The sequence below is a fragment of the Flavobacterium piscis genome (assembly GCF_001686925.1).
GTDB lineage: Bacteria > Bacteroidota > Bacteroidia > Flavobacteriales > Flavobacteriaceae > Flavobacterium > Flavobacterium piscis.
Genome location: NZ_LVEN01000050.1, coordinates 26,086 through 49,009, shown reverse-complemented (window position 1 = coordinate 49,009; position 22,924 = coordinate 26,086). Strand labels below are relative to the sequence as shown.

24 protein-coding genes are annotated in these 22,924 nt (G+C 33.4%); 9 read left to right on the top strand and 15 right to left on the bottom strand.

Features of this window, described 5'->3' with window-relative positions:
• Positions 1 to 2: 2 nt before the first annotated feature.
• Both bamG and FLP_RS24195 read right to left on the bottom strand, forming a co-directional pair.
• A complete protein-coding gene (gene bamG, locus FLP_RS24200) occupies positions 3 to 1,238 on the bottom strand; it encodes a BamG family beta-barrel-assembly machinery protein (RefSeq protein ID WP_065452066.1) in 1,236 nt (411 codons plus the stop codon).
• Entirely contained in the window at positions 1,239 to 2,567 is a 1,329-nt protein-coding gene (locus FLP_RS24195) for a DUF4270 family protein (RefSeq protein WP_065452065.1), read from the bottom strand.
• 281 nt (positions 2,568 to 2,848) lie between these two features.
• Here FLP_RS24195 and FLP_RS24190 point away from each other — a divergent pair, with 281 nt between their 5' ends.
• From FLP_RS24190 to FLP_RS24170, 5 genes are all read left to right on the top strand, one after another.
• Complete coding sequence (locus FLP_RS24190; RefSeq protein ID WP_243397525.1) at positions 2,849 to 3,640, top strand: DUF6268 family outer membrane beta-barrel protein; 792 nt, start codon at positions 2,849 to 2,851, stop codon at positions 3,638 to 3,640.
• A gap of 16 nt (positions 3,641 to 3,656) precedes the next feature.
• Positions 3,657 to 4,664 carry a Kelch repeat-containing protein gene (locus tag FLP_RS24185; RefSeq protein WP_065452063.1) on the top strand — a complete coding sequence of 336 codons (1,008 nt, stop codon included), beginning with the start codon at positions 3,657 to 3,659 and terminating at the stop codon, positions 4,662 to 4,664.
• 43 nt (positions 4,665 to 4,707) lie between these two features.
• Complete coding sequence (locus tag FLP_RS24180) at positions 4,708 to 4,986, top strand: DUF4907 domain-containing protein (protein WP_065452062.1); 279 nt, start codon at positions 4,708 to 4,710, stop codon at positions 4,984 to 4,986.
• Complete coding sequence (locus tag FLP_RS24175) at positions 4,987 to 6,111, top strand: sensor histidine kinase (protein WP_065452061.1); 1,125 nt, start codon at positions 4,987 to 4,989, stop codon at positions 6,109 to 6,111.
• A 128-nt stretch (positions 6,112 to 6,239) separates the two neighbouring features.
• Positions 6,240 to 6,956, top strand: coding sequence for a LytR/AlgR family response regulator transcription factor (locus tag FLP_RS24170; protein ID WP_065452060.1), 717 nt, complete (start codon positions 6,240 to 6,242; stop codon positions 6,954 to 6,956).
• 128 nt (positions 6,957 to 7,084) lie between these two features.
• Here the strand turns inward: FLP_RS24170 and FLP_RS24165 are convergent, their stop codons facing one another.
• Positions 7,085 to 7,603: a gamma carbonic anhydrase family protein gene (locus FLP_RS24165; protein WP_065452059.1), complete on the bottom strand. Its 519-nt coding sequence runs from the start codon at positions 7,601 to 7,603 to the stop codon at positions 7,085 to 7,087.
• Positions 7,604 to 7,611: 8 nt separating this feature from the next.
• Positions 7,612 to 8,604: a PorP/SprF family type IX secretion system membrane protein gene (locus tag FLP_RS24160; protein WP_065452058.1), complete on the bottom strand. Its 993-nt coding sequence runs from the start codon at positions 8,602 to 8,604 to the stop codon at positions 7,612 to 7,614.
• 143 nt (positions 8,605 to 8,747) lie between these two features.
• On the opposite strand from FLP_RS24160, the gene FLP_RS24155 reads away from it, so the two are divergent.
• From FLP_RS24155 to FLP_RS24145, 3 genes are all read left to right on the top strand, one after another.
• The gene (locus FLP_RS24155; protein ID WP_065452057.1) at positions 8,748 to 9,647 is read left to right on the top strand and encodes a NifU family protein; all 900 of its coding nucleotides are present in this window, start codon (positions 8,748 to 8,750) and stop codon (positions 9,645 to 9,647) included.
• A gap of 144 nt (positions 9,648 to 9,791) precedes the next feature.
• Entirely contained in the window at positions 9,792 to 10,199 is a 408-nt protein-coding gene (locus FLP_RS24150; RefSeq protein ID WP_065452056.1) for a hypothetical protein, read from the top strand.
• A gap of 90 nt (positions 10,200 to 10,289) precedes the next feature.
• Positions 10,290 to 11,102 carry a mechanosensitive ion channel family protein gene (locus FLP_RS24145; protein WP_065452055.1) on the top strand — a complete coding sequence of 271 codons (813 nt, stop codon included), beginning with the start codon at positions 10,290 to 10,292 and terminating at the stop codon, positions 11,100 to 11,102.
• Positions 11,103 to 11,108: 6 nt separating this feature from the next.
• On the opposite strand, the gene tsaB is transcribed toward FLP_RS24145, so the two are convergent.
• From tsaB to FLP_RS24110, 7 genes are all read right to left on the bottom strand, one after another.
• Positions 11,109 to 11,783, bottom strand: a complete 675-nt coding sequence (gene tsaB, locus FLP_RS24140; RefSeq protein WP_065452054.1) for a tRNA (adenosine(37)-N6)-threonylcarbamoyltransferase complex dimerization subunit type 1 TsaB — start codon at positions 11,781 to 11,783, stop codon at positions 11,109 to 11,111.
• A 116-nt stretch (positions 11,784 to 11,899) separates the two neighbouring features.
• Positions 11,900 to 13,195, bottom strand: a complete 1,296-nt coding sequence (locus FLP_RS24135; protein ID WP_065452053.1) for an efflux RND transporter periplasmic adaptor subunit — start codon at positions 13,193 to 13,195, stop codon at positions 11,900 to 11,902.
• Positions 13,196 to 13,201: 6 nt separating this feature from the next.
• Positions 13,202 to 14,653, bottom strand: coding sequence for a TolC family protein (locus FLP_RS24130; RefSeq protein WP_065452052.1), 1,452 nt, complete (start codon positions 14,651 to 14,653; stop codon positions 13,202 to 13,204).
• A gap of 84 nt (positions 14,654 to 14,737) precedes the next feature.
• Entirely contained in the window at positions 14,738 to 15,853 is a 1,116-nt protein-coding gene (locus tag FLP_RS24125) for an efflux RND transporter periplasmic adaptor subunit (RefSeq protein ID WP_065452051.1), read from the bottom strand.
• 39 nt (positions 15,854 to 15,892) lie between these two features.
• On the bottom strand, positions 15,893 to 17,158 hold the full coding sequence (locus FLP_RS24120) for an ABC transporter permease (protein ID WP_065452050.1): 1,266 nt from the start codon (positions 17,156 to 17,158) through the stop codon (positions 15,893 to 15,895).
• Between the two features lie 2 nt (positions 17,159 to 17,160).
• On the bottom strand, positions 17,161 to 18,405 hold the full coding sequence (locus FLP_RS24115) for an ABC transporter permease (RefSeq protein ID WP_065452049.1): 1,245 nt from the start codon (positions 18,403 to 18,405) through the stop codon (positions 17,161 to 17,163).
• Complete coding sequence (locus FLP_RS24110; protein ID WP_065452048.1) at positions 18,398 to 19,099, bottom strand: ABC transporter ATP-binding protein; 702 nt, start codon at positions 19,097 to 19,099, stop codon at positions 18,398 to 18,400. Before FLP_RS24110 ends, FLP_RS24115 begins: the two co-directional genes overlap by 8 nt.
• Before the next feature lie 176 nt (positions 19,100 to 19,275).
• On the opposite strand from FLP_RS24110, the gene FLP_RS24105 reads away from it, so the two are divergent.
• Positions 19,276 to 20,682 carry a DUF4403 family protein gene (locus tag FLP_RS24105; RefSeq protein WP_065452047.1) on the top strand — a complete coding sequence of 469 codons (1,407 nt, stop codon included), beginning with the start codon at positions 19,276 to 19,278 and terminating at the stop codon, positions 20,680 to 20,682.
• 38 nt (positions 20,683 to 20,720) lie between these two features.
• On the opposite strand, the gene FLP_RS24100 is transcribed toward FLP_RS24105, so the two are convergent.
• From FLP_RS24100 to FLP_RS24085, 4 genes are read right to left on the bottom strand one after another with little or no spacing between them, the layout of a single operon-like run.
• Positions 20,721 to 21,014, bottom strand: a complete 294-nt coding sequence (locus FLP_RS24100; protein WP_065452046.1) for a hypothetical protein — start codon at positions 21,012 to 21,014, stop codon at positions 20,721 to 20,723.
• Positions 21,007 to 21,546 (bottom strand): DUF420 domain-containing protein, encoded by a 540-nt coding sequence (locus tag FLP_RS24095; protein WP_065452045.1) that lies wholly within the window; start codon positions 21,544 to 21,546, stop codon positions 21,007 to 21,009. Before FLP_RS24095 ends, FLP_RS24100 begins: the two co-directional genes overlap by 8 nt.
• Before the next feature lies 1 nt (position 21,547).
• A complete protein-coding gene (locus FLP_RS24090; RefSeq protein ID WP_065452044.1) occupies positions 21,548 to 22,234 on the bottom strand; it encodes an SCO family protein in 687 nt (228 codons plus the stop codon).
• Positions 22,235 to 22,244: 10 nt separating this feature from the next.
• The gene (locus FLP_RS24085) at positions 22,245 to 22,886 is read right to left on the bottom strand and encodes a hypothetical protein (RefSeq protein ID WP_065452043.1); all 642 of its coding nucleotides are present in this window, start codon (positions 22,884 to 22,886) and stop codon (positions 22,245 to 22,247) included.
• Between the last annotated feature and the right edge of the window lie 38 nt (positions 22,887 to 22,924).

The following is a 22,924-nucleotide window of genomic DNA, read 5'->3' as shown; positions in this document are numbered from 1 at the left end:
CCTTAATCTATTTTCCGCTTAATAAACCATATCCCGTCTAATGATAAATTGAGAGATAATTTATGATAGTTTTCTTTTATTAAATTGTTTGAAATACTTCCTTTTTGTCCGTACGAATATGAAATATTCAAGGCTGAATAAGTATTTTCAAGTGGCAAAGAAAGTCCAAAAGAAACCGCTGCATTATTGACTCGTTTTCCGTCGACTTCCAGGTAGCCGGTATCAAAATTTACCCCAGTTGCGTATTGAATTCGATCCCAATATTTTCGAACATTCTTTTGATTTTTATACGTAAATCCAAGTGCGAATCGATCCTGATTAACAAAATTGCCATATAATTCTGATTGATTACTGTTAATCCACAAACTTTTTTCGTAATCTAATGTCAGGTTGAGGTTATTTTTAAAACGTTTACTGATCCCAATACCCATTTCTAAAGGCATGTAATAATCATCTGTATCTGATGCTGCATTAGACTCTACGGTAGTAACTACATCATCTGCAATAGTCTGAACCGTCTGCACCTTTGATGCTTTAATTTGGGCTGGTAACTTAAAAGTAGTAGCAATGGTAAAAGTAGAATCGATTTTATATTGCGCTCCTACTGTACCACGCCAACCATTATAAGTTGTTTTTTTCTGAATACTGGTAACCGAATTCGAAATCAAAAAGCTTCTGTCGTCAATTGTATTTCCAAACAATACAGCAGCCGATGCTCCTACAGATAATTTCTTCCCTAATCGATATCCGTATGAAAAATCAAAATTATTTAATCCACCAAAACCTGCGGCGGTTAAATAGTAATAATCCTGGCTATTTTCTATAGGTATTTGTAAGTTTGAAATTTTAAATGCAGCACTCGAATATGGTCTTAAAGCAATACTAAATCCGGAATTTTTAGTAACCGGAAAGGCAAATGCAATATGCGAAAATTGAAAATTATTGCGGCTTTCGCTTTTCGAACTGTTTTGGTATGTTGTTGTAATAGCCTTTCCTCCTATATCAAACATAAAATGATTTTGAGGTAAATATCCTAATGATGCCGGATTGAGATTATTTATAAAAGTATCGGATGGCAAAGCAATTCCCGATGAACCAATTGACGGAATTATACCAAAATCAGCATCGTATATACTACCTACTCCATATAACGAATAAGGCGAACTTGAAATACTTTGCGAAAACGAAGTTAGCGACAATACCATGAAGCAACTTAAATACACTATTTTACTTTTCATTTAATAAGAGATGTAATAAATTTTAAGCTGGATTTTATTGTTTAAGTTTTTTTGATCACCTAAAACAATTCGATCTACGGCTTTAGAAATTGAAGGCAATGTTAGAATAAGGGACGATCGGGAATCGGTACTTTTGAGCATTTCCTTCTGTAAAAAAGTGCCAATTGGAATTGTGTAACCAATGTTTTCATTAAACTCATCACTTTTTTTATTGAGAATACCAAAAACTGCGGTTCCAGCAGAATTTACTAATGAACCGCTCAACCTGTTCAAATTATCGGCCACATAAATTTTTAAGGAATCTGCCAGAGGATAATTTTGAGAATAGGTATTGCTAACGGGTTTTAGAAGAATCTTAGCATCTACAATAGCCCCATTTGCCGCTATTTTTTTAAGCTGTTTGATATTCGGAAAATCGATTCTACAGGCGACACCTGCACCGGATTGAATAAATCCCTGCTTATTTGTTACTGTACTCGAAAGCTTACTGCTGGATATAGGTAGATTTTCAAGCAAAGTACCTGCTTTGTCGGATGCAATGGCATTGAATTGTTTTGAAGCATCAATAATAGTAAAATCCAGTATAAAAGGAACCTCTTCAGTATCTGCTTGATATTTTGAATAATACAACCTGACTTTGCTTGTTGTTACGTGAAAACCAATAACGCTGGCAGAATTTGAAGTTGCCGGAACAAGAACCAGGCCGTTTAGGTATTCATTAAAACTATCAAAATCTGTAATTTCTCTTTTCTTTAATTTCTGAAACAGAGCAGCGCCAAAAACATCATTCATTTTAATGTTGACAGAGTCTTTTTCAATTGGTCTGGGTTTATAAGATATTGTTCCTAAACTTTCATCACTATAACTTAAAGCCGAATTATTATAGAAGCTTTTATCCTCAGTATTGGGCTTTACTTTTTGAGTTAGCCGGTGAATATTAAAAGTTTGCACCTTTGTAGTATCACCATAATAATAGTTATCATATTTTAGAATCATAGAAATAGAATCAAAAACATAATTGGTTGTTTCTGTATCAGAACCGCTGCTATTTAATACATACGAATTTGAGGCCAATTGAAAATAACTGTTCGATTTTACTTTCCCAAAAATTGGATCTTCATAATTCCCTATCAAAATGCGGTTTTGACTAGAAGTAACAAGAGAGTCGAAATTTATCGTAGACATCTCGACTGTAACGGTATCAATTAAAATGACTTTATTACCCACAGCAAGATAATCTGACCCTACAACAAATTCGCCGGCATCAGAATCAGTTCCGCATGAAATTACGGTTACTGCCAAAAACAACATCAATATAAACTTGTGCATATTCAATTTTTTGAACAAATATAAATTGCACTCCCCTGCACTACACTATAACATATACAACCAAGCGTTTTTAGACTATAAAAAGCAAAAAACGATCTACAACACATTAATACTATCAAATACTTCACTCACCCTTAAAAAGTGCCGTTTAGTCTATCAAAAAGTATCATACATATATCTTCTTTTTTTTAAAACCACTAGCCACCTACTTTTGAACCAATAAATAAGTAATGAAAACAAGGTTTTTAATTTGTTCGTTTTTTTTGATTTCAATTTTCAATATGAAAGCTCAGGAGAACTTTTCGGTAAAGGCGAATGTAAAAACAGAACCTACTGATAAAATTAAATTTAACGAAACCAATATTGGTATAACGTTTAGTAAAGAAATCGGTTCAAAAAATAAAATAACAAACACATTAGAATATTCGAATTTGAAAGTGAATTATGAATTAGACAGCAATATTACGTATGCGAATTTGGATCATTTTAATCAGATTCAGAACAAGTTTGAATTTTCTCACGAGCTTTCAAAAACAACGAACCTGAATTTTTCGATTACACCAACGGTAAATTTCCAAAGCAATTTAGACAATAATGATTTCACGCTTTTAGGGAGTTTTAAGGTTCAGCAGCAACTGAGTTCAAAAACGTTTGTGAGTATTGGAGTCGCGAGAACAACCTTTTTTGGTTCTCCCAAATTCCTGCCCACTGTTTCATTGGATTACAAAGTAAACAACGAAGCTTCTGTACTCATTGGTTTTCCGGATTCAAAAATTTCATATTCAAACAATATTCGAAACAAGTTTAGTATAAACAATAGTTTCAATGGTAATTTTTATCATTTAGACGCAGAAAATAATCTAGGTAATAATGCGTCGAAAGTGAGTTTATCGCAAATAACTACGTCACTTGAATACGAAAGAAATGTAGATAAAAACTGGTTTCTAAATTTTAAAGCCGGATATGATTTTAATAAAAAATACAACCTCATCGACAACGACAATCATAAACTATATGATTTTAATACCGGTAATGGTTATGCTTTAGGAGTTGGCATCAAATACAAACAATAAATAAATTTAATACACTATGAATAATTTAAAAAAAGGAATATTATTCGCAACATTGTTTTCGAGTCTGTTTTTTATAGGCTGCAGCAACGACGATGACGACGATGATTTAATAGGAAACTGGATTAAAAAATCAGCATTTGATGGTCCTGCAAGATCTAGTGCCACCAGTTTTGTTATTGGAGATTATGCTTATGTAGCAACGGGTTATACTGGTGACGTTTATTTAAAAGATTTGTGGGCGTATAATTCTACTGGAGATTATTGGGAACAAAAAGCTGATTTTACAGGAATTGGAAGAAGTTCTGCCTCTAGTTTTACACTTAGTGATAAAGGATATGTTGGTCTTGGCTACGACGGAACCAATAAACTAAAAGACTTTTATCAATACGATCCTACAAGTAATAGCTGGACTCAAAAAGCTGATTTTGCAGGAACCGGACGTTACGCCGCAGTAGGCTTTCAGGCTGGTGGAAAGGCTTATTTTGGAACCGGTTATGACGGAAATTACCTGAAAGATTTTTATCAGTACAATGACCAGACCAATACATGGACATTAGTAAATGGATTTAGCGGAAATAAACGCCGTAATGCTACTGCTTTTGTAATTGCAAACAAAGTATATCTTGGAACTGGAATTAATAACGGGGTTTACCAGGAAGATTTCTGGGAATTTGATCCTGCAACAGATGTTTGGACCAGAAAACGTGACATCGATAAGGATACAGATGATGATTATACGTATAATGATGAATACGCAATTGTTCGTTCAAATGCTTCTAGTTTTACTATGAACGGATTAGGATATATTGTGGGGGGAGAAAATGTAAAAACAACATGGGAATACAATCCATCAACAGATTTATGGGTAGAAAGAACTCCAATGGAAGGAGCCAGCAGAACAGACGCGGTTGGTTTCGCCATTAATAATCGTGGTTTTTATATGCTTGGAAGAGTAGGTTCAACCTATTTTGATGATGCGTGGGAGTTTAAACCTTTAGACGAACAAAGTGACGACGATAATTAATAAAGAAAAACAAATCTTCTGGAGTAAAATCCGGAAGAATCTAATGTTGCTTTTACCGGTTTTGCTATTTACAGCTTGTGTAAAAAATGAAAAAATTAAAACGGAATCCTTTAGAACTACGTCAGGTTGGGGTTATTCCATTGCTTTTAAAAATAAAATTATAATCAGGCAATCTGTAATTCCGGTAATAAGCGACACTAAAAGTTTTACTACTGAAAGCGACGCCTTAAAGGTGGCTCATTTAGTAGCAGAGAAACTCAATCAGAACATATCACCAACCGTAACCAAAAATGATTTAATTTTATTAAAAATTAAATTATAAATGACAATCGATACTATCAGAAATACGAGTTCAAATAAAATTTTATTCCATTGTATCATTTGGGTTTTCTTCATACTGACTTCATTAATTCAGTTTTACGAAAGTCCATTCAGGATCAACAATGACTTTTATGTACAATGGGCTACAGGAATTATCCTGTTTTACCTTAATTATTTTTATTTGGTTCCCGTATTGCTTTTAGAAAAAAAATACTGGCTTTATTTTGTATTTGTATTTGCTCTTATTTTACTATTTATGATTATAAGGATTAATTATTTTATTCCTGACTTTTCGCAGGTGAGACAATTAAAGCCAAGCAATATTATGCACACCATACCGCCGGAAGATTTTAAATTAATGTATAAAGGCCGAAGAGTAAGAGCTGCAGTGTTAGCAACAAGACAGCCTTTATTTTTTAAAATCGGACCTTCATTTTTTTATATTTTAATTATTACCATAAGCGCTATTATTAGAACTCTTACAGAATTTTATAACAATCAGCAAAACAAATTAATTGCCGAAACGCACAGAACAAATACCGAATTGATTTATCTGCGCAAACAAACTAATCCGCATTTCTTATTCAATTCACTAAATAGTATTTATTCTTTGGCACACAAGAAATCTGATTTGGTCCCTGATGCCATCGTAACTTTATCCGAACTCATGCGCTATATGCTGTATGAAACAGATAATAAAACGGTGGCTTTAGAAAAAGAAGTCAATTACATCCAGAATTATATCGAGTTACAAAAACTAAGGCTCAACAATATCGAAGACATTATTATCAATGTACACGGTGATACCAGAAACAAGTTTATCGAACCTTTATTACTCATTTCGTTTGTTGAAAATGCGTTTAAATACGGAACCGATTACAAAGGTGCTGCACATGTAAAAATCAAGATTTTTATTTTGGAAAACAGTCTTGATTTCTGGATAGAAAATACCATCGAAAACTATATTAAAGATCCTGAAAACTCAGGAATTGGTTTGGTAAACATTCAAAACCGACTGGATTTGCTTTATCCAAATGCACACGAACTCAATATTACACAAGACAATCAATATTATCGTGTACATCTCAATTTAAAATTAGATAAAATTCAAACCGCAATAAATTAAACAAAACAATTATGGCAAAAGGATGATATAGTCCAATCCGTATTTTATGATAATTTTAAAACTTACTTTACTGGTTTAAAACTACTTTTGAGCACCAAATAAAATCTTTAAATCTAAAACGTCAACAAATGAAATGTGTTATTATAGATGATGAACCTTTAGCGGTTGAATTATTAGAAGATTTTGTTCGAAAGGTAGACTCGCTTGAACTCATCAGTACTTTTAATAATGCTATCGACGCCGTTTCATTTATCAACCAAAATAATGTTGATTTGATTTTTCTGGACATTCAGATGCCACATTTTTCCGGCATTGATTTTTTAAATACAATCGAAAAAAAGCCTTTGGTTATTTTTACAACTGCATATTCTGATTATGCCGTTGAAGGTTTTAATCTGGGCGCTGTAGATTATTTAGTAAAACCCATTCCGTTTCATCGTTTTTTAAAATCAGTTGTACGTGCACAACAGGTTTTAAACCCCTCAACAGCTATTCAGGCTATTTCTGAAAACACAACTGCTCCTGAATTAGAACAGGATTTTATGTTTGTAAGGGCAGAATATGAAAACGTCAAAATGAATTTTTCGGATATTTTATTTATCGAAGGTTTAAAAGATTACGTCAAAATATACACAACAGATAATAAATTTACGCTGACTTTAATCAGTTTAATAAAGCTCGAAAACTTACTTTCAAGCAAAGGATTCTCCCGAATTCACAGGTCGTATATCATTAATATAAAACATGTGAAATCGATTCAGAAAAACAAAGTTCTCATTAGTGATAAACGAATCCCAATAAGTGAAAGTTATAAAAGTGCTTTTTTCGAAAGAATCAACCTTTAGTTCCTTTAAATTCCAAAAAGTAAAAATTCCAAATTCCAATAGTGTTTGAAACCATTGGAATTTGGAATTTGTGTTTTATCGCACCAGTTTTGGAATTTGGAATTTTACTTTATTGGAATTTTAGAATTCTATTCTTCGTTTTTAAACCAACCTGAATACATGACATAATTGTTCGAAATACGTTCAATTTCGCCTGCAAAGTCTGACTGGTCTATATCTTTTACTTTTTTTGCCGGAACACCCGCATATATAGTTCCTGAAGGTACAATAGTATTTTGCGTAACAACAGCTCCTGCCGCTATAATCGAGTTGCTTTCTACCACACAATTATCCATTACGATGGCGCCCATTCCTATCAAAACATTGTCATGAATCGTACATCCGTGCACAATAGCATTATGTCCTATCGAAACATTGCTACCTATAATAGTTGGATGTTTCTGATACGTGCAGTGAATAACAGCTCCGTCCTGAATATTAACCTTATTCCCTATCGAAATAAAATTTACATCGCCGCGAATTACAGCATTAAACCAAACGCTGCAGGAATCTCCAAAAACAACATCACCAATAATTGTAGCATTTTCAGCTACATAACAATCTTCCGGTATCGAAGGTGTTTTTCCGTTTACAGATTTAATAAGCATGATAAAATTTAATTAATTGCCGGACAGTTACAATCGTAACGTTCCTTTTTACAGAATAAATTAACTCCCAAAGTAATTTGATGGTATCCGCCGGTGTCAAATTTTACATCGCCGGTAACCTGCGAATACGTATAAGCAAACATAAAGTTTTTATAGTTTACGCCTATTATGGGCGTGATATATTGCAATTTTTGAGAGGCTACTCCGTTATTTGAATTACTATATTGTACGCCATCAAAACTTCTTCTATATGATAATGCGGCCCACAAACTGCCAAAATCCATATTTTTATAAGCCTTCATGTTCAAATCGATAGATTTTTCTTTTGTTTTATCGAATAATTGAAACAAAACCGATGGTTCCCAGGTAATGCTATTCCTTTTACCAAAAACATATCCGGCACTCAATAAAAATTTTCTAACGTTATCACTTTCGTAATCCGTATACAGCTCTCTTCTGGTTTCCAGCAATCCCTGTACGGTTGCATGAGCATAAAAATCAAGATAATTATAAGAAGCACCAACATCAACATTAAAATAAGAATCCTTTTGAATCTGACCAAAAACAATTGGGTCAAAAGTTCCGCCAAATTTAGTTTCATCGAGCTGGCTCTGGATTATTCCTCCGCTAATACCAAACGAAAGCTGATTTAGATCGAGTTCATCTCTCGAAAACATAATGTGATGTGCGTAAGTAAGCTTTACTCCTTTTTGAGAATGGTAGCCGTTTTCATCATTAAAAATAATAATTCCGGCTCCTGACCGCTCTCCTACCCTGCCATTAAACGTTAAGGTTTGAAGCTGCGGTGCATCTTCCTGACCAAACCATTGTTTTCTGGCCGTTAATCTTATTTTGGCACAATTGGCAGCACCAGCCATTGAAGGGTGAATCAAGTAATAATTATCTGATAAATAATCAGAGTAAACAGGTATTCCTTCTTGTGAATAGGAATAAAATGTTGCGATTAAAAAAACAAATAAAACCCTGATTCTAAATTTCATAAAGGCAATGTTGTTGGTATAAATTTTAAACTCTCATAATTTAATACGATTAATTTGAAAAGAGTCTTAATTATTTTATTAAAAAATCAAATATAGGTATTAGTAGAAAATAACTTTAGTAAATTTGTAGAAAATTACAAATCATGACAAAAATCACCATAAAAGAAACTCAGAATCCAACTATCTTAAAGTTTGAATTTGAAGATTTCATTACAAAAAATCAAAATTTCGAATTTAAAAATATCGATGAAGCCCAAGCATCGCCTTTAGCACAACAATTATTTTATCTTCCGTTTGTAAAAACCGTTTATATTTCAGGAAACTTTATCGCGATCGAAAGATACAGTATTGTAGAATGGGACGATGTAAAAGATGCTGTTGCTGAACAAATTGCATCATTTGTAGACAAAGGTGGCATCATCATAAAAGTGGATGAAAATGCACCCAAAAAACAACCTATTACGGTTTACGGAGAAACAACTCCAAATCCTGCTGCTTTAAAATTTGTAGTGAGCAGAATGTTGACCAAAAATGCTGTTGAGTATAAAAACATCGATCAGACTGCTTCTTCTCCATTGGCAAAAGAATTGTTTAAATTTCCTTATGTAAAAGAAGTTTTTATAGATGAAAATTATATTTCAGTAACCAAATATGATATTAATGATTGGGATGAAATTACTTTAGAAGTAAGAACTTTTATCAAACAATATATCGAGAACGGAGGAACTGTTTTAGATGAAAGTTTAATTGAAGTTGCTACTAAAAATGATGTTACAAAAGATGAAGCTTTTGACAAATTAGATGTTACCTCTCAACAAATCATCAATATATTAGAAGAATATGTGAAACCGGCAGTTGCTGCAGATGGTGGAAATATTGCTTTTGACTCTTATAATGAAGAAGACAAAACGGTAAAAGTAATTTTACAAGGTGCTTGCAGCGGTTGTCCTTCTTCTACTTTTACTTTAAAAAGCGGAATCGAAAATATGCTAAAAAGTATGTTGAATGATGAAGCGATTAAAGTAGAAGCTGTGAATGCATAATTATTTATTCTAATAAATACACAAAGCGCCTCAAATGGGGCGCTTTTTTATTGAATTCATATCTACTTAATTTTCAATAAATTATTCCGTTTTTATGCAATAAAAATAGTTAATATTGTATCCTAAACCAATCAATATAAAACTATGGGATTATCTTCATTTTTCAAGAATTTATTTGGCTCAGCCAAAGATTCAACTACAGATTTAGCCAATCAGGCCGAGGTTAAGTTTGAACAAGCAAAAGAAGCTGCCGCTCCTTATATTGAGAAAGCAGAAACTTTTGCCGAGGAAACAATTGCAAAAGCAAAAGAAGCTTCAGAACCCATCCTTGAAAGTGCGGCTGAATATGCAAACAAGGCAAAAGATATTGTAAGTGAATATGTAGAAAAAGCTTCAGATTCATTGAGCGATGTAATCGATTCTGTAAAAGAAAAAACCATCGAAACTGCCGGCACAACCAAAACTATAGTCGTAGAAACTGCAGCCGATGCCACTGAAAAGAGTGAAACCGCAACAGACGAAATTATTGATACTATTCCTCCTAAGGAATAAGGACTGATTTTTTCTAATAAAAAGAAATATATCTATATTTGCAGCCTTAATATACCTTCTCTTTGAGAAGGTTTTTTTATTCAAAAAAATATGAACCTCAATCCAGACCAGGTTAGCAATTATATTACTAAATATGCTGACTTATTAGTTGATTATTCTCTTAAATTAGTTTCTGCCTTTATCATTTTATTTGTTGGTATTTATGCCATCAGATTGATAAACAGAATCATTACGAAGGTAATGGTACAAAGAAATTTAGATCCTACTTTAACAAAATTTCTTTCTGACATTTTGATATGGGCACTCCGAATTTTATTATTTGTTACTTTCATTGCAAAACTCGGAATCGAGACTTCATCATTTGTTGCCATTTTAGGAGCAATGGGACTTGCGGTAGGTCTATCATTGCAGGGTTCACTTTCTAATTTTGCGGGAGGAATGCTAATTATTGTTTTCAAACCTTTTAAAGTTGGCGATACGATCGAAGCGCAAGGCGTTATTGCAACAGTTTCAGAAATTCAGATTTTTGTTACCAAAATGATTACCGGAAACAATCAGGTTGTTTTTGTTCCAAATGGCTCTCTATCAAACGGAACGATTATCAACTACTCTATGCAGGGAGAACGAAAAGCCGATCTGAATTTTTCAATTTCGTACGATTCTGATATTAAAAAAGCGAAAGATGTTCTTTTAGACGTTTTAGTTCAAAATCCTAAAGTGCTTAAAAATCCTGCTCCGGAAGTTTTTGTAAAAAATTTAACGGCTTCTTCTATAGATTTTGCAGTGCGTCCATGGGCGACAAATGCCAATTACGGATCCGTAGTATCAGATACTTTAGAGAACTGCAAAATAGCTTTAGACCAAGCCGGAATTTCAGTTCAGCCTTATACAATTCAAAAATAAAATAGTTTATTGTTTTTTTGATGGAGGTGCCATCATAAAATCTTTTAAATAATAAGGTTCAAAATAAGCGACATCTACAGTGTCGCTTTTTTGATATTTATCGAAACTTATTTTACTCATTGCAGCTGCAGATGGATATTTGATTTCTTCTAAAAATATAAAGTTCTCTTTAGTTAAAACCGGTTTGCATTTCTCTGCACAATCCCCCACAAAATAAATCTTTTCTGTATATGAGGCAAAAGAATCCTCTGTAATAACTTCTGCTTCTATTGTTCTTTCTTTTTCTAAATTCGCATTAAAAATTTCGCTATAAACCTCCATTCTTCTTGCATCGATCATAGGAATGATTTTCCCATCAGCAACATTAGCCTGCGAAGCAAGTGTTTCTAAAGTATCAATGGCAATAAGCGGAATATTTAAAGCAAAGCACAATCCTTTTGCTGCCGAAACGCCAATTCGTAAACCCGTGTATGAACCAGGGCCCTGACTTACGGCAACAGCTGCTAAATCCTGAACCGAGATTCCTGCCTCAGCAATTACTTCTTCTATAAAAACATGCAGCTTTTCAGCATGAGAATAGCCTTCTTCTGCAATTTCTTTACAAACAATTGTTGCTCCATTTTTAGCAATGGACACTGAGCAATTTTTAGTAGCCGTTTCTATATTTAGGATAAAAGACAATGTATTTTTTTTTTAATGTTATTATTAATATGTCAGACTGAGTGAAGTCGAAGTTCTTTTTAATTTCTAATCGTTCGACTTCGCTCAGGTTGACAATATCTTTAAAGAGATTTTATTTATTTCTTAGGCAAATCAGCTTTTTTAAGCTTGACTTTATCACCCGAATTCAGATCTTTAGAAACTGTAGTGTAAGGTCCGGTAATTACCACATCACCCGGTTTTAATCCTGACATTACTTCGATATTTGTATCATCCTGAATACCTGTTTTAATGACTCTGATTTTAGCTTTATCTCCTACTTTTACAAAAACACATTCGAATTTTTTATCGCTTTTTGGAGCTGCTTTTTTATCATCATCACTTGGACCCTGAATTTTTAAATCTTTTACAGCAGTAGTATCTGCTTTTACAACGACAGAACTAATAGGCACTGCCAAAACATTACTTTTAGTTCTTGTAATGATATCTACAGTTGCCGTCATTCCTGGTCTAAAAGGCGAATAAGTATCTGGCTGTCCTTCTAACAAATCCTGATAGGATTCTTTCAGGATACGAACTTTTACTTTAAAATTGGTTACCTGATCAGATGTTAGCGTTGTGCTTGCAGAATTAGAAATACTGGTCACTGTACCTTTGAATTTCTTTTTTAGATAGGCATCCACTTCAACATTTGCCTCATCGCCAATTTTTACTTTTACAATATCATTTTCGTTGACGTCAACTTCAACTTCCATATTGTTTAGGTTTGCTACTCTCAAAAGTTCTGTTCCAGCCATTTGCTGTGTTCCCAAAACACGCTCTCCTAATTCAACATTTAAGACCGAAATTGTTCCTGCAGCAGGAGCGTAAATTAAAGTACGTCCCAAGTTGTCTTTTGCTTCTGTAACAGATGCCGAAGCACTCTGAACGTTATAGTAAGCATTTTGTCTTGTTGCTTTTGCTACTTCATAAGTCGAAATAGCTTTGTCCCAATCTGATTTTGAAATTACGCCTTTATCATATAAAGTTTTATTACGTTCGTAACTTGCTTTAGCTTCTTTATAACTTGCCTCAGACTGTGTTAAACCTGCTTTAGTTCCCGATAAATTGGCAACAGACCGATCTAATCCGGAGGTATATAAATCAGGATTTATTTTAACTAATAAATCTCCCTTTTTTACAACTTGTCCTTCTTTTACATTCAGTGCAATAATTTCACCCGAAACCATTGATGAAAGTTTTACCTCTATTTCAGGCTGAATTTTACCAGTTGCAGAAACCGTTTCGACGATCGTTGAAGCTACTACTTTTGAAACTTCTACTTCTTTTCCTTCATCTTTATTTCCTATTACTCCTGCTTTGGAAAGACCTATTAAAACCGCAATAATGACTAACGCACCACCAAGTAAGAAATAAATTGTTTTTTTTGACATAATAAATTATTTTGTGATAATTGGTACAATTGGAATTCCAAAGTAGAATTCAAGTATTTTTATTTTAAACATGTAATCGTATTTTGTTCTAATAACGTCTGACTGAGCATTGGTTAACAATGTTTGTGCCTGAGTAAAATCGAATGAATTCATCAAGCCTACATCGTACTTTTCTTTCGCATAATTATAAGCCTGTTGTCTTGCCTCTAAAGTTACTGTTGATGACTCATGAGCATTTAAGGCTCCTTTTGCATCTGTAAAAGCAGTGTAAACGTTACGTTGCAAATCTAAACTTTTTTGCTCTAAATCTATTTTAGATTTCTCTAAACTTACTTTACTTCTTTCTACATTATTTCTAACAGAAAATCCATTAAAAATAGGAATTGAAAGCTGGAATCCAAAAGATTGTCCTTTATTATCATTGAACTGATCAAAAATTGGTGCAGCTTTACCTAAAACAGACATATAATTATCACGTACTACAGGCTGATTTGTTCCCTCAACATAACCAATCTGAGAAGTTGGATTAGCAGAGTTTAAAGTAGAACCTGTAATAATATCAGAATAACTTGCTCTGGTATTAAAGTTATAGAAAGCACTTAAAGTAGGCTGATAAGCTCCTCTTGCAATTGTTACATTTCTTTCAGCAATTTCAAGATTTGTTTGTGCCAGTTTTAATTCTGTTCTGATCTCTTTGGCTTTATTGTAAATATCAATTGGGCTTTGTGCCATGATATTATTTTCATCTTCTACTTTTGTATCATCGACTACATCAAAATCTGCAAATTCTTTTAATTGTAAAAGCTGCGCCAGACTTAATTTTGAAATTAACAAACTATTCTCAGCAACAATTATAGCCTGCTGATCAGTAGCCTCAGTAGCTTTCAGATCGTATAAATCTCCACGCGGAATTGTTCCTGCATTTACCATTTCTTCAGAACGCGCCAATCGTTTTTGATCAATGGATAACTGTTCTTTTTTTACTTTTAAATTTTCTTTATTAAAAAGAATTTCCAAAAATGCATTCGCAACATTCAAAGAAATATCTTCCTGCATTTTCAGCAATTGATATTGCGATGCTATCATAGAAAGTTTAGATCTGCGAAGTGTATTTTGATTTTGTAACCCTTTATAAATATCAACACCAACAGATGCGCCAATAGAAGAATACTGAGTGGTTTGATTTTCAAGTAAACCTGTTGTAATATTCTGGTTTAAACCAACGTTCCAGGAATGCGAAGCATTTGCATTAACAGCAGGAAGGAAATTACCAAAAGCCGCTTTTTTATCAATTGCTGCATTTTTTACATCTAACTCTGATAATTTAATAGTGATATTATTATCTAATGCATAACGTACGCATTCTTCTAATGTCCATTTTTTTGATTGTGCCTGAGATGATAATCCAAACCCGAAAAGCATGGCAAAAACAAGACTATTATATTTATTTATTTTCATATATTTTGAATGAAAGCGCAGTAAAAATGATGCTACGCAAATTTAACATTTTTTAAAACCAAAAACTCTTTTTATACTTTCAAATTATTTCTTTTCTCCTTCATTGATCAAACCCTGATTCCAGATCTTAATTTTATCTGTGTTTTTTAGACCGCTTTTTACCTGAACATAAATTCCGTCACTCACTCCTAAAACCAAATCCTGTCTTTTAAATTTCTGAGGAGCAGTTTCTACTTCAACATAGGGCTTTTGTGTTTTTTTATCAAATTGAACCAATGATTCTTTGACAGCCAAAACCTTGTCAGCTTTCTCTAAAATGATCGAAGCATTTGCACTTAAACCAGCTCTGATGAAGGTTGCATCTCTATTTTCTAATTTAGCTTTTATTTCAAATTGAATCGCTCCGTTTTCTACTACTCCTTTTGGAGCAATATCGGTTAAAGAGGCTTCGAATTTTTTGTTTTCGATGGCTCCAACAGTAATTTCAATTGGCATTTTTTCTTTGATTTTACCTACTTCAGATTCATCAATTTTTCCAATAAAAATCATTCTTCCAACATCTGCAACACTGGCAATTGTAGTTCCTTCATTAAAATTATTACTTTCAATAACCTGATTTCCTACTTTTACCGGAACTGCCAAAACCATTCCCGTTACCGTTGAGCGAATTAGGGTATTTGCATAACTTCCTAATGATGTGGTTGTTCCTGTTTTTACGATATCTAAGCTTTGTTTTGCAGCCAGATAATTTTGTTTTGCCTGTGTATAAGCCAATTGAGCTGCATCAAAATCATTAGCAGAAATTACATCTTTATCAAACAATGTTTTTTGTCTTTTATAGATTTTTTCCTGATTGTCCAAAGCAATTTTAGCTGTTTGCACCTGATTTTGAGTATTACTAACATTAGAAACATTAGCTACTACTCTAATTTTGGCGATCATATCTCCAGCTTTGATTTTCTCTCCGGCTTTGATATATACTTCTTCAATAATACCTGAGATATTTGGTTTGATTAGAACTTCTTCATCAGGCTGAATGTTACCGGTTGCAATTGTGTTTTTTACGATTGTTTTAATCTCTGCTTTTTCCGTTTTGAAAACAATTGGAGATTGTTGATTTTTAGCGTATAAATAGTAAAGTGCGCCAAAGAAAACTACAGCAATAAAGATTAAAATGGTTACGGTTACTCCTTTTTTCATTTTGTTTTGGTTTAATCGATTATATTTTTGATTGATAATTTATTCTGTTCGTAAAGCATCTACAGGCTTTACATTGATTGCGGTTTGAGCTGGAATAAATCCGGCTAATAAACCTGATCCTACTAATATTAATAATGCGACAAATACAACCCCCAGATCTACGCTTGGATTTGCAAACATAGTATCATTTCCGGGCGGCATAGAATCCAGCACCATATTTAGTACTGCAATAATCCCGGTTGCTACCGCAATACCCAGCATTCCTGAAATGATAGTCAAAAATATAGATTCTGCTAAAATCTGACCTCGAATTGCTGCCGGAGTTGCGCCTAATGCTCTGCGAATTCCAATTTCTTTGGTACGTTCTTTAACTACAATAAGCATAATATTAGAAATACCAATTACTCCCGAAATCAAAACCAAACTTCCTACAAAATAAGCAATAACCTGTAAGATATTAAACAAACTTTGCACTTTATTAAATTGTTCATACAAATCAAAATTTCCCACTGCTCTGTCATCTGCAGGATTTACAGAATGTAGTGCTTTAATTAGCTCTAAAATTTTGGGTTTTAAATCCGTAATAGAAACTTCGTCTCTGGCTGTAAGAGCCATCCACCCCACTTTATCTCCATAATTAAATGCCTGTTGAAAAGTAGTAAAAGGAACAAATATATTTTTTTGCTCCTGCTCTGCATTTCCTCCCTGTTGCTTCGATTTGTAAACACCAACTACCATAAAGTTGATTCCGTTAATTTTTACATACGTTCCAACTGCTTCCTCTTCTTTACCATACAAATCAGTGATAACACCTTTTCCAATTACAGCAACTTTTCGCTTCTCCAGAATATCTTGTTGATTCACAAAACGCCCTTTTATAATATCCATTGGCTGTTGTTTGATCAACTCAGGATAATCACCATAAATAGTAAATGCAGCAGTTTTTGTACCGCGAACTACATTATTAGATCCGTTAAAATCACCTAACTGATTCCTTGGTGATACATATAATAAATCTGGCAAAGCAGATTTTAAGGCGGCAACATCGCTGTTTCTAAAATCGTAACGTCGGGTTTTTGGTAAGCCTTTGTAAGCTTTTGAGGTAGTTTGACTCCACATAAACATTGTATTAGTCGCAATTCCGTCAAAACCTTTTTTTACACCGTTCTCCAACCCTTTTCCTGCAGCCAGTAATATTACAAGAATAAATATACCCCAAAATACCCCAAACGCAGTTAGCACCGTTCTAAAAACATTGGCTGTTAAAGCCTGTAAAATTTCATCCCAATTATCTTTCTTAAACATAATTATTCGTCTCTAAGTGCTACAATAGGTCTAATTTTGGCCGCTCGGTATGCTGGAAAAAAGCCTGCCAAAGCACCAGCAAAAACAAGTAAAACAAGTGTTGTTAAAGCCACACTAAAATCAACCTGAGGATTTCTAAAATATTCACTTTGTACCATTGGCCCAACTACTTCAAGCAATAATAAACTAGCCAATAAACCAACGAAACCAGCAATAGTGGTAATAAAAATAGATTCGTGAAGTATCATCGAAATAATTGAAAATGGCGATGCACCAAGCGCTTTTCTGATTCCAATTTCCTTAGTTCGTTCTTTGACTATAATAAGCATAATATTACTCACCCCTACAACTCCCGCAATAATTGTACAGATTCCTACCCACCAAAAAAACAATCTGATGTAAAGATTTAAATCGTAAAATTGTTTTGCATCCTTAACAGAATTATAAGCATTTATGCCACTATCATCATCGGGCGCTACAACATTTTTACTTCTAAGTAAAGCTTTTAAGTCTTCAGTAAATTTTTCTGATTGCGCTAATGCTTCATCATAATCATTCGTTTTCTTTAGCGTAAAAAAGATATTGCTTATTTTATCTCCTCCACCATAAGCTCTCTGTACTGTTGTTTTAGGTAAATATGCACGAGCTTCTTCTCTTTCTCCTCCCGGATCTGTAAAGACACCTACTACCTTAAAGTTGACATTATTAATCGCGATTTCTTTGCCTAAAGGATCTTTATCTTTAAACAAATCTGTTTTTACTTTCATTCCAATAGTGGCCACCTTTTCATTGTTTGCCAAGTCATTACTATTTATAAATCGGCCCTGAACAACTGTCAAATTTTCTACTGCCCCATAATCAGGATCAACTCCTCTGTATTGATAGCTTCCGGATTCTTTGCCATAAGTAAATGCGCCTCCCCAAAAATTATATGTAGCAGCACGTAACTCTAATTTATCTTCAAATTTCTGAACCGATTGTGAATAATCGCTATTTCTAAATTGAATTTGCCTTCCAGGATTTAATCCTTTATATTCTTTTGCTGTCGTTCCTGACCAAACTTCAACTATCCCGGCAGCATCACGTTCAAATTGTTTTTCAATTCCGTTTTGAAGCCCTTTACCTGCGCCGAGCAGGATCACTAAAATAAAAATTCCGGAAGCTACAGAAACTCCGGTAAGAAATGTCCTTAACCGGTTCTTAGAGATCGCTTCAAAGATTTCCTGCCAACGTTCAATATTAAACATAAGATGACGCTCTAACTTGTTCTACTTTTTTATCGTCTATAATTAATCCGTCTTTCAGGACCACATTCCTTTTGCACATTGCAGCAATATCAGGTTCGTGAGTTACGATTAAAATTGTTTTTCCTTCATCGTTAATTCCCTGAATAAGTTCCATAACTTCATAAGAAGTTTTTGTATCCAAAGCACCGGTTGGCTCATCTGCCAATAGCACTTTAGGATTTGAAGCCAAAGCCCTTGCGATGGCAACACGCTGTTTTTGACCTCCTGAAAGTTCATTTGGTAAATGATGAGAATGCGAACCTAAACCCACTTTCTCTAAATATTTCATAGCAATCTCGTAACGTTCTTTACGCTTTATCCCCTGATAATACAAAGGCATTGCAACGTTATCAAGTGCCGTTTTATAATTTATTAAATTGAATGATTGAAATACAAACCCCAAAAATTTATTTCGATATCGTGACGCTATTGTTTCGTTTAGATTTTTAATTGGAGTCTTATCTAAAATATAACTACCCGAATCTGCTTCATCCAAAATCCCTAAAATATTTAAGAGTGTAGATTTGCCAGATCCGGACGATCCCATAATCGCAACTAATTCTCCTTCTTCGATACTAAAATTAATTCCTTTTAACACATGCAATTCTGAACTTCCCATTTTATAGGACTTGTGTAAATCTTTGATTTCGATCATGGTATTGTTAAATTTTAAAACAATAATAACATTTTTTATAAGTAATTTATGGTAAGAAAACGTTAATAATTCCGTTTAGTTATTTCAATAAGACTCAATTCTGTATCTATTGTTACACTTTTTTAAGATTATATAATTGTTTTCTTAATTTTGCATCACTTAAAAAAATCTTAACGATGAAGTTTTTTTCAATTATCTCTTTGTTTACGGTACTTACCGCTATTACAAGTTGCTCTACAACTCAAAAATTAGAAACATTAAAACCGGAACCGGATGATGCAAGTCCATTAGTATACGATGCAAATCCTTCTTTTATTAACTTACCCATAACGGTAAAGCTGAGTGACATTCAAAATCAAACAAATTCTTTATTGAATGGTTTAATTTATGAAGACAACGACATCGAAGATGATGATATCGAAATGAAAATCTGGAAACAGGCTCCGATAAAAATCCAGAATGATCCTGCAAACCCGAATAAAAAAATAAAAACGATTCTGCCTCTAAAAGCCACCATCAAATACAGAATAGGCACAAAAAAATTGGGAGTAGAACTTTACGATGTTAGAGAATTTAATTTAAATGGCGTAATCACTTTATCCAGCGAAGTGGCTTTGACGAACTGGAAATTAAACACTAAAACCGAATTCAAATCTTTAGACTGGAGTGAAAGCCCTACCATGATGGTATTTGGAAAAAGCATGCCTATTACTTATTTAGTAAATCCTGCGATTTCTATTTTTAAATCGAAAATTGAAAAGAAAATTGATGAGGCGATCGAAAAATCAATGGATTTTAAACCAAATGTTTTAACAGCATTAGAAAAAATATGTACGCCATTCCAGATGAGTGATACCTATGAGAGCTGGCTAAGAATTGTTCCTGTCGAAGTATATTCTACCAATGCCAAGCTTAAGAACGATTTGTTTTTATTAGACATGGGAATGAAATGCAATATGGAAACTATTGTAGGCAAACAACCTGAATCTAAATTCAGTGCCAGTAAAATTGTATTGAAACCCGTAACAAAAATTCCAAATCAAATTTCGGCGAATATTGCCGCAATTTCAACTTATATGGATGCTTCAAAGATCATGACCAAAAATTTTGCAGGTCAGGAATTTGGTTCAGGCGGAAAAAAAATTACAGTAAAAAATGTTTCAATCTGGCACAAAAACGGTAAAATGGTTATTGCACTTGATGTTTTAGGATCAATAAACGGAACACTTTACTTAAACGGAGTTCCACAATACAACCCTCAGACAAAAGAAATTTATTTTGAAAACCTTGATTATGTTTTAGACACCAAAAGCAAGTTAATGAGAACCGCAAGCTGGCTGGGCCAAGGTTATATAGTAAGAAAAATGGAAGAAAGCTGCCGTTACTCGATTCAGCCCAATTTAGAAGAAGGTAAAAAGACTATGGCCAATTATCTTAAAAACTATTCGCCAATGCCGGGTGTTTTCGTAAACGGAAAAATGGAAGACATTCAGTTTGATAAAATCCAGCTGACCAACCAGGCGATTATCGCTTTTATAAAAATAAATGGAACGGTAAATGTTTCTGTTGATGGATTGAAATAAGCAAACAATTTAACTAAAAACAAAAAAGCAGAATAAAATTATTCTGCTTTTTTTGTTTTGGATTTGTACATTCTATAAACAAGAACTCCAATTACAACCACGAGTAAATAAGGAATTACCATCAAATAAACGATTCCGTTATTCACAGCCTCCGCTTTTTTCACATTCGAATCTCCTGCAAGGGCAGCACGACACATCGCACATTGAGCGTTAGCACTAAGAGAAAAGAAAATAGAGAATAGAACATAGAGGCATTTCGATAAAAAAGAACTCTTAAATTTGCCTTCTACTCTATTTTCTTTATTCTTTATTCTATTTTCTATTTTAAACATAATAAGGAGATATCATTAAGTAAACTATAACACCCGTAACCGCAACATATAACCAAAGCGGAAAAGTTATTCTAGCTATTTTTCTATGTCTGTCAAAACGTTTTGCAAGAGCCCTTACATAAGTGATTAATACCAATGGTATAATTGCAATAGACAACAATATATGTGTTACTAAAATAAAGAAATAAATATATCGTATTGCGCCTTCGCCACCAAATTTGGTAGAATCAGCAGTCATATGATAAGCCACGTACATGACCAAAAACGCAACCGATAATGCAATCGCAAAAGTCATTAAACGTTCGTGAAGCTTTTGTTTTCCGTTTTTAATAGCGATTACCGCCAAAACTAAAACAATAGCCGTAATACCATTTGTTGTCGCATAAATTGGAGGTAAAAACGAAAGCGGCTCAACATTAACACCAAAATCTTTTAATTTAACTCCGAACAAAATAGCCACTACAACCGGAATAATAATTGAAACCGCAACAATAAGTTTGCTATACTTTTTTTCTAATGAATGATTTTCCATTTTATTCTGCTAATAATATTTTAATATCTTCCTGAATATCTCTTACGCCTTTTTTATCCAGTCCGTCGTAATAGATATTTGGGTTCCCAAATTCATCTTTTCTGCAACGAATATTTCCATCCTTATCAATCAATGCAAATAAACCTGAATGCTCAAAACCACCGCTTACTTTTTCATTCTCGCCTGCATAAAGATTAAACCCTTTATTTGATAAGTCCATAATAGTAGCTTTATCGCCTGTTAGAAAATTCCAGTTAGAAGATTTTACTCCTAATAATTTCGCATGATCTTTTAGAACCTGTGGAGTATCGTGACTAGGATCTATAGTGATCGAAACAATTCCAAAGTTTGGATTCCCAAAGAAAGTTTTCTCGATCTCTAACATGCTTAAATTCATCTTTGGACAAATTGACGGGCAAGTTGTAAAGAAAAACTCCAGAACGTAAACTTTACCTTTATAGGTTTCGTTTGAAACTTTAATGTTATCCTGATTGGTTAACTCAAATTTAGGCGCCGGTCCTATTGTCATCAATTTAGCATCAGAGTTAGATTTTACTCCTACATTATCTAAACGATTCCCTTTTACAACTTCACCTTTGTTTATTCTGTCAACAATTTTAGGCACGGCATAAATCCCGAATATTAAAATAATAAACGAAATTCCGATATATGATTTATTTTTAAACATGATATAAAGATTAAAGTTCTTTTGTTGCGTTGTGGTTCTTTTTTAGAGCTGCACGATATTCGTATAGAATTATTTTGAAATCGTCAAGCATTTCATTACTCAACTCAGAAGGATGAAAAGTATTATATCCCTCTTTATATTCTTCTTTATCTTTTCGCCCTCTTAAGTTTCGTTCTTTATCTACGATATAAACATTCGAAGTACCAAGGTTTTGATCTAATTTTCCTTTTAGATGTAATTGATCATAATAGACTTTGATTTCCTCTGGTGAAGCAAAAACAAAATGCCATCCTGAAACGTCTGTAAAAGCACCAAGTGACTCAACAATTTTCTCTGCATCTTTTTCAGTTCCCAACGGACAAACGACTACAAATTGTAAATCTTTGAAACCGTTATAACGCTGATATATTTTTTCGTTTAGATTAAAAAAGTTTCCTCTGTTTTTTAAAATCTCAGTTCCTGAAAAACCAAGAATGGTAATTTTATTATCTAAGGTTACTTTTTCTCCTTTAAGGGATTTCCAATTACCAAAGTCGGCAATTTTAGGAGTTATTGTGGGAAGTTTAGTAAAGCTATTTACACCTGAAGCAAAAAACAAATAGGCTACAATTGGCAAAACAAAAAGGACAAAGAGAACTATATTTTTTTTCATTTTATTACCGGAAGTTATTGAGGTACAAAAATAAAAAA